Source organism: Ureibacillus sp. FSL K6-2830, assembly GCF_038004145.1.
Lineage (GTDB): Bacteria > Bacillota > Bacilli > Bacillales_A > Planococcaceae > Ureibacillus > Ureibacillus thermosphaericus.
Genome location: NZ_JBBOQR010000001.1, coordinates 173,959 through 186,975, shown reverse-complemented (window position 1 = coordinate 186,975; position 13,017 = coordinate 173,959). Strand labels below are relative to the sequence as shown.

Below are 13,017 nucleotides of genomic sequence, written 5' to 3'. Positions count from 1 at the left end.
AAAGTTTCAACAGAAAAAAGGGGTCAAATAAAAATTTTAAGAAAAAGCCTTTTCCAAATATAAACTTCGTCTTATACTATTGCTAAATTCAGCGGTCACGAATTTAGGGAAGTGGTGATGCGTTTGAAAGTGGAGTCCGTTATTGAAACAAAATCAACTCAATTATTGTTAAAAGCTTTACATTTCGGAGCTAGTGATATTTTAATTGAGCCAACTCCAAACCATTACACCATTCAGTTTCGCAAATATGGAAAATTATTTCCTGCAGGTCATTTCCCAATTGAATTAGGGGATCGAATGATTTCCTTTTTTAAATATAAATCTTCTTTAGATATTAGTGAAAAGCGAAAGCCGCAAAGCGGTTCATTTGAAGAAATGTTTTCCAATCGTTTGTATGCCTTCCGAGTCTCTACTTTACCTTCCGTATATAAAAGAGAAAGCCTCGTTATTCGTTTGTTTTTACAAAATGCCTCATATCCGATTGCTTCATTATGTTACGATCGCCATTCAGCAGAAAAATTATTGAGATTGATTTCCAATCGACAAGGATTGATATTATTTTGTGGCGCCACAGGATCGGGCAAAACTACGACATTATATTCATTAGCAAAATATTGCAGTGACACATTAGGGCGACATGTAATTTCTCTCGAAGATCCAGTGGAAAGCAGCCAGTCGTATATGCTTCAAATTCAAGTAAATGAGCTTGCAGGTATTACATATGCAGCTGGTTTAAAAGCAATTTTAAGACATTCGCCCGATGTCATTATGATTGGTGAAATCAGGGATGAAGAGACTGCAGAAATCGCCATGCGTGCTGCATTATCCGGTCATTTGGTGCTATCAACTATACATGCAAAAGATTCGGTGAATTGTCTATATCGTTTAATGGATTTAAATGTTTCCATAGAAGAAATTCGGCAAGCTTTGATTGCAATTATTGCCCAATGTTTAATTCAGTTACATGATAGCGATAGCAGGAAAGCAATTTATGAAATTTTGTCGGAAGATATTTTACAAGAAGCAATTATAAATACAGCGCAAGGAATTGAATATCACTTGCCAGTTGAGGAAACATTGGAATTCCAAAAAGCTGCTATTAAAGAATTGGGGGATTTGTCGTGCTACAGCAAATCAGCGAAAAAATGATTTTCCCCATTCAAAGAAATTATAAGGAGAAAGTTCGGGATGTTCCATCGCTCCTAAATAGGACAAGCATATTACTGAAAGAAGGATATACATTTTCAGATGCCTTGTTTATGTTACTTCCTTATCACGTTAAAGAATTGGAAAAGTGGAATGCTTTATTACAACAACAGTTCAATAACGGTTCATCGGCAGTGGATATTTTACAACAACTTTCAATTCCAAAACATTTTTTATTATTGATAGCTATTGCAGAAGAAAAAGGGGATTTGGCTGAATCATTGCACCACGTAAGTAAGCAAATAAAATTTCAAGAAGATACGCAGCGGAAAATTATGAAGTTGCTAATGTATCCCGCTTTCTTGATGATTTTATTAACAATGGTTTTTATATTGTTTCGAAGTTATTTTTTACCAAACATAGAGCAACTCGTGATTTCGAATCATTCAGAAAAGGTCAATAGTATAAACTTCGCTGTTGTATTGCTTCATATACCAGATTTTCTCATACTCCTATTCATTATTTCGTTATTCTTGATATTTATTTCAATTCATTCCATTCGAAAAAAAGAAATCGCTCATCAACTAAACATCATTATGAAAATCCCTATAGTGAAGTATGTTTATCAAGTGAATTTAACAAGACAATTCTCTCATTTGCTTGGAAGTTTATTAGTATCAGGTATATCACTTCAACAAGCATTGTCTATTTTAGAACAACAACAAATAAGTCGCCACTTATCATATATCACAGCACTATTGAAACAAAGGGTGAAGTTCGGTGATTCATTGTCAGAGGCTGTGAAGATACTTCAACTGTTTATGCCAAAGTTTGATGAATTGATTCAACACGGTGAAAAAAATGGATACTTAGGCCGGGAAATGCTCATATTCAGCGAATTGCTAAATGAGAGGATCCAATCGACCATCAAATTTTGCTTGGCGAGCATTCAACCTCTTTTCTTTATTTTGATAGCGATATGCATTGTTGCAGCGTATTTAAGTATACTGCTGCCGATGTATGACTTAGTCGAAATCATGTAATAGAGGTGAAATCATGAAAAATCAAAAAGGTTTTACGTTAATTGAGATGTTAATTGTGCTATTTATTATATCTATCTTAATATTAGTAACTGTTCCAAACGTAACGAAACATCGGAATACGATTGATGATAAAGGTTGTGAAGCATATATCCGCATGGTACAAGGGCAGGTAGAATCATACAAAATTGAATACAAAACCATCCCTACATTAGATCAGTTAGTAAACAAGGGATACTTAAGAGAGGGGATGGATAAATGTCCGAATGGCAAGGGATTTACCATTGAGACGGATGGAACTGTGACATTAATCAATCAATAAAGGAGCATAGAGCTATTGAAAGAACAGGGGTATACGCTATTAGAAATATTATTCGTTTTAATGATTGTCGTATTGGTTGGTATGTTAGGGACAACCTTTTCTTTTAAAATGACAGAAAAAATGGTTGTGGAACAGTTTTTCCACCAATTTACATTAGACATTCAAATGGCACAAATGCTGGCCTTGGAAAAGCAAAGGAGCTGTTTTGTTTCTTTTGTAAATCAAGATACTTATAGAATATACCATCAACTAGATGAAGTGATTTTAGAGAGAAAACTACCGGAAATCATTGAGTTTGATCAGTATAGTAATTTATTAACTCTTCGAATTGATCCAGATGGAAATGTAAAAAATTTTGGGAAATTCACTTTTTACACTCCTTTCGGACAAAAACATATTGTCATTAATATCAATAAAGGACGAATTCGTTATGTGGAATGAAAAGGGGACTTCCATGTTAGAATCGTTGCTAACGCTTATGATTATTATAGTAGCCATAAGTTTTATTCCGTTCATTTTTCAACTTCAGCATTCTCTATACAATCAATCGTTGGAATTACATGCATCCCAAGTGGCCTATGAAGCAGTTATTATTGCTAAAAATACCGGTATTTTCGAAGGGAAAAAATGGATCGACAACGTAGAATATGCTTGGTATTTTCAAACAGATGCGGTTTGTGTACGATTTAACAATTTAGATGGGGTACGATACAAATGCATCAATGGCGATGGCGAATTGTAAGAAGTGGAAATGGATTTACATTTATCGAGGCGCTGTTTCAATTGGTGATTTTTTCGTTACTCGCTCAAGTAATTTTTATTTTTTATCTATTAATTCAACAATGGCACAACACGATCGTGGCAGAAGAACAAATTAAATGGGAAATCTTTATTCATGATTTACAACAATATTTGCTTGATGCAGAGGATATTTATATAATGAATAATTCATTATATATCATAGACTCTTCCACAAAAACGATAAAAATAAACAAGATTACAGATGTGATTCGTTTGCAAATCAATGATCAAGGTTATGTGCCACTATTAATTGGTATTCGGCATGCCGAGTTTTCCCTTTCAAACAATATTGTAACGATAAAAGTAGAATTCTTGAATGGTATTGTAAAGGAGAGAGCGTTACTTGTACAATATCATAAATAACGAAAAAGGCATGATATTTCCCGTTGCCATTGTCTTTTTGTTTTTTCTTATCACTGTTGTAATTTTTTACAGTTCAACCTACTTAACTCAATTTTCTATTATAAATTCATTGGAAAACATAAACATTCGTGCTACGATAAATTTACTTGGAGAAACCGCAGAGTTTTAGTAGAAAGGTGTCTAATTATGCGAAAGATTTACTTAGTAGGGTTTATGGGGTGCGGAAAAAGTGCAGTCGGACGCCAATTAAGCTATGCCCTACGATTGCCCTTTTATGATATGGATAAAGAAATCGTCAGACAACAAGGCATGTCGATTCCAGAAATTTTTGAAAAGTTTGGAGAAGAATATTTTAGAAATTTAGAAACTGAATTTTTAAAAAACTTTCGTGACGAAGCTTGCATTATTGCGACTGGTGGCGGCGTTCCAATGAGACAAGAAAATCGACAAATAATGAGAAGAACAGGTTTAATCTTTTTTCTTGATGCATCATTTGAAGACATTTATAAAAGAATAAAAAATGACAAAAATCGACCAATTGCACAACGTTCGACTAAAAAAGAACTGGAACGACTATATTATTATAGGAGAAAATTTTATAAAAGAGCCGCTCACATCCGTGTCCTTACAAAAGATCGAACAATTCGCCAAGTGGTAAATTATATTGCTTTTCAAGTGAATCGACTAAAAGGCGAATGATAAGGTGTTGTTGTTTAAAAATGTTCGTTTTTTTAAGGAGTTTTAAAAAATGATTGCCTTCTATTACGTTCAATGTTAGGATATAGGCAAAGATGTCTGTTTGTTGAAAAATTTCATATGGTGCGGATGATTGTGCGGGGAGAGAACGTTTTTACGTCGCCGAAGGAGCAAGTAGTAGAACTATGAATCTCTCAGGCAAAAAGACTCGTACGGGACGCAACTCTGGAGAGTGCTGAATAACAGCCACCCAAGGGGAAAGCCTATTTTATAATAGGTGTAACTTTCAGGTGCAAGGACAGAGAATTCCTTTAAAAAGGGGATTTTCTGTCCTTTTTGCCTAGTTTAAAGATATTGGTAGTAAATTGTTAATTAATGAGGGAGGTTTCACGATGGGAGAATTAAAGAGAACACCATTATTTGACGAATATGCGAAATATGGTGCAAAAACGATTGATTTTGGTGGATGGGAATTACCCGTTCAATTTTCATCAATAAAGGATGAACATGAAGCTGTAAGAAATCGTGCTGGACTTTTCGATGTATCCCATATGGGAGAAATTCTTGTAAAAGGGAAAGATGTTCTCGGCTATCTTCAAAAATTATTGTCCAATGACATTTCAAAAATTCCAGTTGGCGGCGCACAATATAATGTAATGTGCTATGAAAATGGTGGGGTGGTAGATGATTTAATCGTCTATAATCTTGGCGATGACCAATACTTGCTTGTTGTCAATGCGGCAAATATTGAAAAAGACTTTGAATGGATGAAAAAGCATGCAGAAGGCGATGTAACGATTATAAATCAATCAGATGAATATGCCTTAATTGCACTTCAAGGACCTCTATCAGAAAAAATCTTGCAAACATTAACAGATGTGAACTTATCTGAATTAAAACCATTCCAATTTAAAGCATCTGTTCAAGTTAGTGGTTATTCTGTATTGTTATCACGCAGCGGATATACAGGTGAAGACGGCTTCGAATTATACGGGGAGCCAAATTCAATTGTAGCATTGTGGAATAAACTATTAGAAGCAGGAAAAGAAGATGGATTGATACCATGCGGCCTTGGAGCACGTGATACGTTGCGTTTTGAAGCATGCTTACCGCTTTATGGACAAGAATTATCAGAAAATATTTCTCCATTAGAAGCAGGCATCGGCTTTGCAGTAAAACTTCAAAAAGATGCGGATTTCATCGGTAAAGAAGCTCTTAAAAACCAAAAAGAACAAGGGCTTTCAAGAAAACTGGTTGGTATTGAAATGATTGATAAAGGGATTCCTCGCCATGGCTATAAAGTATTTAAAGGCGACACTGAAATTGGAGAAGTTACAACTGGTACACAAATCCCTAGTACGAAACGTAATTTAGGACTTGCTTTATTAGATATTCAATATACTGAAATTGGTACAGAAGTGGAAGTAGAAATACGCAATAAAAAGGTAAAAGCACATGTTGTGCCGAAGCCATTTTATAAACGTGAAAAATAAAAATTAATGGAGGTCAAACAATGAAGCATCGTTATCTTCCAATTACGGAACAAGACAAACAAGAAATGCTCTCTACCATTGGAGTAGAAAGCATTGATGAATTATTTGCGGATATTCCTGAAGAGGTGCGTTTTAAAGGGCTTTATAATATTAAAGAAGCAGCATCTGAATCTGCGCTATTAAAAGAACTAAAAGCTTTAGCAGATAAAAATATCAACACTGAAACAGCTGTTTCATTCTTAGGTGCAGGTGTATACAATCACTACAAACCTGTTATTGTGGACCACGTTATTTCTCGGTCTGAATTCTATACTGCTTATACACCATATCAACCGGAAATTTCACAAGGTGAATTACAAGCTATTTTTGAATTCCAAACAATGATTGCCGAATTAACAGGTATGGATTTAGCAAACTCTTCCATGTATGATGGCGGAACAGCGCTTGCAGAAGCAGGGATGCTTGCTGCCGGCTCAACAAGACGTAAAAAATTGTTAGTATCTGAAGCAATCCATCCTGAATATCGTACTGTTGTAGAAACTTATGCATATGGCCAATCAATCGAAGTAGTAAATGTGCCAATGAAAGATGGAGTTACAGATATTGAAGCATTAAAAGGTATGATTGATCAAGATACTGCGGCTGTCATGGTTCAGTATCCTAACTTCTTCGGTCAAATTGAAGACTTGAAAACAATGGGTGAGCTTGTACATGAAGCGAAAGGATTATTCATTGTTTCTGCAAACCCATTAGCATTAGGTGTGTTAACGCCTCCTGGAAAACTTGGAGCTGACATTACTGTAGGGGATGCACAACCATTTGGTATTCCTGAAAGTTTTGGAGGACCACACTGCGGTTATTTTGCTACGACTTCAAAATTAATGCGTAAAGTGCCTGGCCGTTTAGTAGGACAAACAGTAGACCAAGACGGACGTCGCGGTTTCGTATTAACATTACAAGCTCGCGAACAACATATTCGCCGTGAAAAAGCAACTTCTAACATTTGTTCGAATCAAGCATTGCTTGCTCTTGCTGCATCCGTTACTATGACAGCTTTAGGTAAACGCGGTATTCAAGAAATGGCAAAGCAAAACATCGTGAAAACTCGTTATGCAAAAACAGCGTTTGAGCAAGCTGGATTTACAGTTCCATTCCAAGGTGCTCACTTCAACGAAATCGTTGTAAAAGTAAACAAACCAGTGAGTGAATTAAACAAAAGATTATTAGAAAAAGGCATTATCGGTGGTTATGATTTAGGCCGCGATTATCCTGAACTTGAAAACCATGTGCTTATTGCCGTAACAGAATTGCATACGAAAGAAGAAATTGATCAATTAGTGCAAGAAATGGGGGCTTACAATGCATAACGAAAATCAACCGCTCATTTTTGAATTATCGAAGGAAGGACGCATTGGCTACAGTTTGCCAGAATTAGATGTGCCAGAGGTAGAATTATCAGAATTAGTTCCACAAGAATATTTACGTGAAGAACCTGCTGAATTACCGGAAGTTTCAGAATTGGATATTATGCGCCACTATACAGCATTATCTCGCCGCAATCATGGCGTAGATTCCGGATTTTATCCACTAGGTTCTTGTACGATGAAATACAATCCAAAAATTAATGAAGAAGTTGCCCGCTTCTCTGGATTCGCGAATATTCACCCGTTACAAGACGAGTCAACAGTTCAAGGTGCAATGGAATTAATGTACGAACTTCAAACAGCTTTAAAAGAAATTACAGGTATGGATGAAGTTACATTACAACCTGCTGCGGGTGCGCATGGAGAATGGACAGCATTAATGATGATTCGTGCTTTCCATGAAGCAAATGGGGAAGGTCATCGTAATAAAGTAATCGTTCCAGACTCTGCACACGGAACAAACCCAGCTAGTGCTACTGTTGCTGGATTTGAAACAATTACAGTAAAATCGGATGAAAATGGTTTAGTTGACTTGGAAGATTTACGTCGAGTAGTTGGGGAAGATACAGCGGCACTTATGCTGACAAATCCAAATACGCTCGGGCTATTTGAAGAGCACATCATTGAAATTGCGGATATCGTGCATAGCGTGGGCGGCAAAGTGTATTATGATGGAGCCAACCTAAATGCGATCATGTCGAAAGTTCGTCCGGGAGATATGGGATTTGACTGTGTACACTTGAATTTACACAAAACATTCACAGGTCCACACGGCGGTGGAGGTCCTGGTTCTGGTCCTGTAGGGGTAAAAGCAGATTTAATTCCATTCTTGCCGAAACCAGTATTAGTGAAAAAAGAAGATGGCACGTTCCATTTTGATTATGATCGTCCACAATCCATTGGCCGTGTAAAACCATTCTACGGAAACTTCGGCATCAATGTGCGTGCTTATACGTATATTCGTTCAATGGGTCCTGAAGGATTAAAATTAGTAACAGAATATGCAGTATTAAATGCGAACTACATGATGCGCAAACTACAACCTTACTTTGACCTTCCTTATGATCGTCATTGTAAACACGAATTTGTTTTATCCGGTCGACGTCAAAAGAAACTGGGTGTTCGTACGTTGGATATTGCGAAACGACTACTTGATTTCGGTTATCATCCACCAACAATTTACTTCCCATTAAATGTGGAAGAGGGGATGATGATTGAGCCTACAGAAACAGAATCGAAAGAAACTTTAGATGCGTTCTGTGATGCACTGATTCAAATCGCAAAAGAAGCGGAAGAGAATCCGTCTATTGTACAAGAAGCACCACATACAACTGTTGTGAGTCGATTAGATGAAACTCAAGCTGCTAGAAATCCAATTTTGCGTTATCAAAAACAATAGCGTTCACAATAAAAATATCCATGAGTGCATCTCATGGATATTTTTTACTACTTTTAAAACTAGCTATTTTAAAGATGATATATGACATGAGTAAAATATCATAAATGTTGTTGGCGAATCATGTCATTTCTTTAAATATAGGAATTTCAACAGGCAAACTAATTTTTTGTTTTAATTTTACCAGTCCAAGTTTTGAAACCGCCTTGAAGTTGATACAATTGATTGTAACCTTTTTTCTTTAAGAAAAGAGCTGCCCTAGAACTTCTTGTCATATTTTGACAATATAAATATACAGGAAGATCTGGACGAATTTCTTTGTAACGTTGACGCAATTGAGAAAAAGGAATATTACGTGCACCTAAAATGTGACCAGAATCAAATTCTTTTGTTTCTCGAACATCGATTAATTGAGCTTTTCGATATCCTTTAATAAATTCTTCTTGCGTCAAATTAGTAACAGATTTTTTTAAACGGAATGAACTTACTAAAACATAGATAATGATAAGTCCTAGGATTGTTGCAATCATATATAATACTGTCGCCACTTCTAAAATTCTCCTTTCTATTTACATAGAACATTATAAATAAGAAATTGGCATTCGTCCATTCAGTTTGATACAATAAAAAAGTTGTGAGGAGGAAAACAAGTTGAAAACGAAATGGTATTTCATTAATTCAGGACCATGCAGTCCTTCTTATAATATGGCATTAGACGAGGCATTACTCGATTTTCATAGTAGAGGCGAAATTCCACCAGTCATTCGATTTTACGAGTGGAATCCGCCAACCCTTTCTATTGGATATTTCCAAAGAGCACATCGAGACATTGATTTTGATGCTTTAAAAGCGCAAAATATTGGCTTTGTTCGGAGACCTACTGGTGGAAGAGCAGTTCTTCATGACAGCGAATTGACATATAGCATCATCGTTACAGAACAATACCCAAATATGCCTGAAACGGTTACAGAAGCTTATCGTTTTTTAAGCGAAGGCTTGTTAAAAGGGTTCCACAATTTAGGGTTAGATGCATATTTCAGCATCCCTGATACGGAGGAAAAACAAGAAGCATTGAAAAAACCAAAAAGTGCAGTTTGTTTTGATGCTCCAAGCTGGTATGAACTCGTTGTAGAAGGAAAGAAAGTTGCTGGAAGTGCGCAAACTAGACAAAAGGGTGTCGTTTTACAGCACGGTGCGATTTTATTGGATCTCGATGAGGACAAGCTGTTGTCTCTGTTCAAATTCCCTTCCGAAGAGGCAAAAGAGCGGATGCGAAAACAATTGCCGGAAAGAGCAGTTGCAATTAACCGTTTATCAACACGACGCATCACTATTGAGGAATGCATTCATGCATTCAAAAAAGGATTTGAAGAAGCTTTACAAATTGAACTTGTTCCATATGAATTAACAGAAGAACAAAAGGAATATGTGAAAAAATTAGAAGAAGAAAAATATGCAAATGATGAATGGAATTTCAGAAAGTAATTAAAAATTATCGTTCAAAAATCGTGACTAAAATTTAATAATCAGCTCCAAACTTAGAAATTTCTAAGATTCATAGAAATTATTATTTGTCAACCCCTTGAATCGATTCTAGTTATGAGGTAATCTTTTCTAAGTAGAACGAAACAATATATTGTATGTTCATTTTACTAGACATACAATATATTGTGTTTTATTGTTTATATATGGGAAATGATAGATAAATTATATATGTGCTAAGGGAGGCTGGCAGATGGTAATGGTAGATTCTTATACGACCATCCTCATTGATCAACTAAACAAAGATATTGAACAATTTCCACAAGTTCATTCAATTACTCCAGATATGCATATAACGCATAAAGGTGTATCGAGATTAGTCATGATTGACCGATACTCATTCAAGGATACGGAAAAGAAAACATTAAAACCTGGAGATTTTGTTGTATTAACAATTAAAGAAGATCCAAAGTTTCCAGCTCGAGGATTAGGTTATATCCAATCAATTGATTGGAATGCTAATAAAGCAGAAGTATTAATTGAAGAAGAATACAGAAATGTACTCGATGATCCAAAAGAACAAGAAACAGGCATCATCGTTCGTTCTCTAGATGTTATTGAAAAGCCTCTAGAAATTTTTTATGAACAAATTGCGAAACGAAATGCAACAGGCTTATCGGCTGTTGAACAAACAGAAGAAAAACGCAATGAATGGTTCCAAAAATTTTACGAGCAATTAGCTTCTTTAAAGTTCGTGCCGGCTGGACGAGTTCTATACGGTGCAGGTTCAGGAACGCAAGTCACATACTTCAACTGCTATGTAATGCCTTTCGTTCCAGATAGCCGAGAAGGTATTAGTGAACATCGCAAAAAGGTAATGGAAATTATGAGCCGCGGAGGCGGTGTTGGTACAAACGGTTCAACACTAAGACCTCGCAATACGCTTGCAAGAGGGGTCAATGGAAAATCAAGCGGTTCTGTATCATGGCTTGATGATATTGCGAAACTTACACATCTTGTCGAACAAGGTGGTTCGCGTCGGGGAGCACAAATGATCATGCTCGCTGATTGGCATCCAGATATTGTTGAATTTATCATTTCCAAAATGCAAAATCCTCGTATTTTGCGCTATTTAATTGAAAATATGGAAGATGAATCAATCGTTCGCCATGCGAAAGAAAAATTAAAATTCAAACCATTAACCCCGCTTGAAGAAGCGATGTATCAAGGAATCCTAAACTATAAAAACATCCCTGGTTTAGGAGGATTTAGCGAAGCAATTATTAAAGAGGCGGAAACAAAGCTTCGCGATGGCGGAACGTACACTGTGCATAATCCAGACTTTTTAACGGGTGCCAATATCTCTGTTACTATTACAAATGAATTTATGGAAGCGGTTGAAAAAGACGAAGAATACCCGCTTCGATTCCCAGATGTAGAAAACTATACGCCGGAAGAAATGGCAATTTACAATGAGAAATGGCACAAAATTGGTGACGTGCGCGAGTGGGAAGCTCTCGGTTACGGAGTGCGCACTTATCGCAAAATTAAAGCACGAGAACTTTGGAAATTAATTAATATATGTGCAACTTATGCTGCAGAACCAGGTATTTTCTTCATCGATAATGCCAATGAAATGACAAATGCCCGCGCTTATGGCCAAAAAGTTGTTGCGACAAACCCTTGTGGTGAGCAACCGCTTGCGCCGTATTCAGTATGTAACTTAGCAGCAGTGAATTTAGCTCAATTTGCATTGAAAGATGAAAAAACAGTGGACTTTGAGGCATTAAAAGAAACAGTTCGCGTTGGCGTTCGCATGCAAGATAATGTCATTGATGCAACTCCGTATTTCCTTGAAGAAAACCGTAGACAAGCTCTAGGTGAGCGACGTATCGGTCTTGGAGTAATGGGCTTAGCTGATCTACTAATTTACTGCGAAAAAGAATATGGTTCAGAAGAAGGAAACAAGCTTGTCGATCAAGTTTTCGAAACGATTGCGACAACTGCTTACGAAACGTCCATTGAACTAGCAAAAGAACGTGGCAGCTTCCCATTCTTAGTAGGTGAAACAGAAGAGGAAACAAAACGCTTACGTGAAGCATTCATTAATACTGGTTACATGAAACGCATGCCAGAACATATTCGTCAAGGGGTACTTGAATATGGCATCCGAAATTCCCATCTGTTAACTGTTGCTCCAACTGGTTCAACAGGTACTATGGTGGGAGTTGCAACTGGTTTAGAACCTTATTTCTCTTTCACATATTATCGTTCTGGTCGCCTAGGAAAATTCATCGAAGTAAAAGCAGAAATTGTTCAAGAATACTTAGAAAAGCATCCTGAAGTAAATGAACATCACTTACCTCACTGGTTTGTAACAGCGATGGATTTGACGCCAGAAGCTCATGCAGATGTTCAATGTATCATTCAACGTTGGGTAGATTCATCTATCTCTAAAACGGTAAATGCACCGAAAGGATACACGGTGGAACAAGTAGAAAAAGTTTATGAACGTTTATATAGAGGTGGAGCAAAAGGTGGAACGGTTTACGTTGACGGTAGCCGTGATTCGCAAGTGTTAACATTAAAAGCGGAAATGACGCAAGAAGAGCAGTTAACATTTGAAGAATTGCAGGATGAGCCTGTTGAAAAGCCAGTAGTATTGTTAGAAACAATTGCTCCGCTTCAACAAACAAACGTGAACATCGGTTCCGAAGTAGGAGATACATGCCCAGTTTGCCGCCAAGGAACAGTAGAAGAAATTGGTGGATGCAACACATGTACCGTATGTGGTGCCCAACTAAAATGTGGTTTATAATTATGACAAAGTCATACTGTAAAAAGTGTGTGACCA

General features: G+C 36.6%; 13 protein-coding genes and 2 riboswitches. Of the genes, 12 read left to right on the top strand and 1 reads right to left on the bottom strand.

From position 1 onward, the window contains the following. The first annotated feature begins 117 nt into the window (after positions 1-117). The 10 genes from comGA (at position 118) to gcvPB (ending at position 8,684) form a co-directional block, all read left to right on the top strand. Positions 118-1,149, top strand: a complete 1,032-nt coding sequence (comGA, locus tag NSU17_RS00935; RefSeq protein WP_340704028.1) for a competence type IV pilus ATPase ComGA — start codon at positions 118-120, stop codon at positions 1,147-1,149. Continuing rightward, a complete protein-coding gene (comGB, locus tag NSU17_RS00930; RefSeq protein WP_340704027.1) occupies positions 1,122-2,189 on the top strand; it encodes a competence type IV pilus assembly protein ComGB in 1,068 nt (355 codons plus the stop codon). Before comGA ends, comGB begins: the two co-directional genes overlap by 28 nt. A gap of 13 nt (positions 2,190-2,202) precedes the next feature. Next, positions 2,203-2,508 carry a competence type IV pilus major pilin ComGC gene (gene comGC, locus NSU17_RS00925; RefSeq protein ID WP_096550948.1) on the top strand — a complete coding sequence of 102 codons (306 nt, stop codon included), beginning with the start codon at positions 2,203-2,205 and terminating at the stop codon, positions 2,506-2,508. Positions 2,509-2,523: 15 nt separating this feature from the next. Beyond that, positions 2,524-2,949, top strand: a complete 426-nt coding sequence (gene comGD, locus NSU17_RS00920; protein ID WP_016837719.1) for a competence type IV pilus minor pilin ComGD — start codon at positions 2,524-2,526, stop codon at positions 2,947-2,949. Further along, positions 2,939-3,250, top strand: a complete 312-nt coding sequence (locus NSU17_RS00915; protein ID WP_016837721.1) for a hypothetical protein — start codon at positions 2,939-2,941, stop codon at positions 3,248-3,250. Before comGD ends, NSU17_RS00915 begins: the two co-directional genes overlap by 11 nt. Then, positions 3,223-3,672 (top strand): competence type IV pilus minor pilin ComGF, encoded by a 450-nt coding sequence (gene comGF / locus NSU17_RS00910; protein WP_096550949.1) that lies wholly within the window; start codon positions 3,223-3,225, stop codon positions 3,670-3,672. The genes NSU17_RS00915 and comGF overlap by 28 nt, the downstream gene beginning before the upstream one ends. Positions 3,673-3,858: 186 nt before the next feature. Further along, complete coding sequence (locus tag NSU17_RS00905; RefSeq protein ID WP_096550951.1) at positions 3,859-4,371, top strand: shikimate kinase; 513 nt, start codon at positions 3,859-3,861, stop codon at positions 4,369-4,371. 126 nt (positions 4,372-4,497) lie between these two features. Continuing rightward, positions 4,498-4,588, top strand: a riboswitch (glycine riboswitch). A 3-nt stretch (positions 4,589-4,591) separates the two neighbouring features. Then, a riboswitch (glycine riboswitch) is annotated at positions 4,592-4,672 on the top strand. A gap of 88 nt (positions 4,673-4,760) precedes the next feature. Further along, a complete protein-coding gene (gcvT, locus tag NSU17_RS00900) occupies positions 4,761-5,861 on the top strand; it encodes a glycine cleavage system aminomethyltransferase GcvT (protein WP_340704026.1) in 1,101 nt (366 codons plus the stop codon). Positions 5,862-5,881: 20 nt separating this feature from the next. Continuing rightward, positions 5,882-7,228: an aminomethyl-transferring glycine dehydrogenase subunit GcvPA gene (gene gcvPA / locus NSU17_RS00895; RefSeq protein ID WP_340704025.1), complete on the top strand. Its 1,347-nt coding sequence runs from the start codon at positions 5,882-5,884 to the stop codon at positions 7,226-7,228. Further along, positions 7,221-8,684, top strand: coding sequence for an aminomethyl-transferring glycine dehydrogenase subunit GcvPB (gene gcvPB / locus NSU17_RS00890; protein WP_340704024.1), 1,464 nt, complete (start codon positions 7,221-7,223; stop codon positions 8,682-8,684). The genes gcvPA and gcvPB overlap by 8 nt, the downstream gene beginning before the upstream one ends. A gap of 158 nt (positions 8,685-8,842) precedes the next feature. Here the strand turns inward: gcvPB and NSU17_RS00885 are convergent, their stop codons facing one another. Continuing rightward, positions 8,843-9,211, bottom strand: coding sequence for a rhodanese-like domain-containing protein (locus NSU17_RS00885; protein ID WP_340705465.1), 369 nt, complete (start codon positions 9,209-9,211; stop codon positions 8,843-8,845). A gap of 121 nt (positions 9,212-9,332) precedes the next feature. On the opposite strand from NSU17_RS00885, the gene NSU17_RS00880 reads away from it, so the two are divergent. Further along, on the top strand, positions 9,333-10,166 hold the full coding sequence (locus NSU17_RS00880; RefSeq protein WP_340435267.1) for a lipoate--protein ligase family protein: 834 nt from the start codon (positions 9,333-9,335) through the stop codon (positions 10,164-10,166). 250 nt (positions 10,167-10,416) lie between these two features. Further along, positions 10,417-12,981 (top strand): vitamin B12-dependent ribonucleotide reductase, encoded by a 2,565-nt coding sequence (locus NSU17_RS00875; protein WP_096550956.1) that lies wholly within the window; start codon positions 10,417-10,419, stop codon positions 12,979-12,981. Positions 12,982-13,017 lie beyond the last annotated feature (36 nt).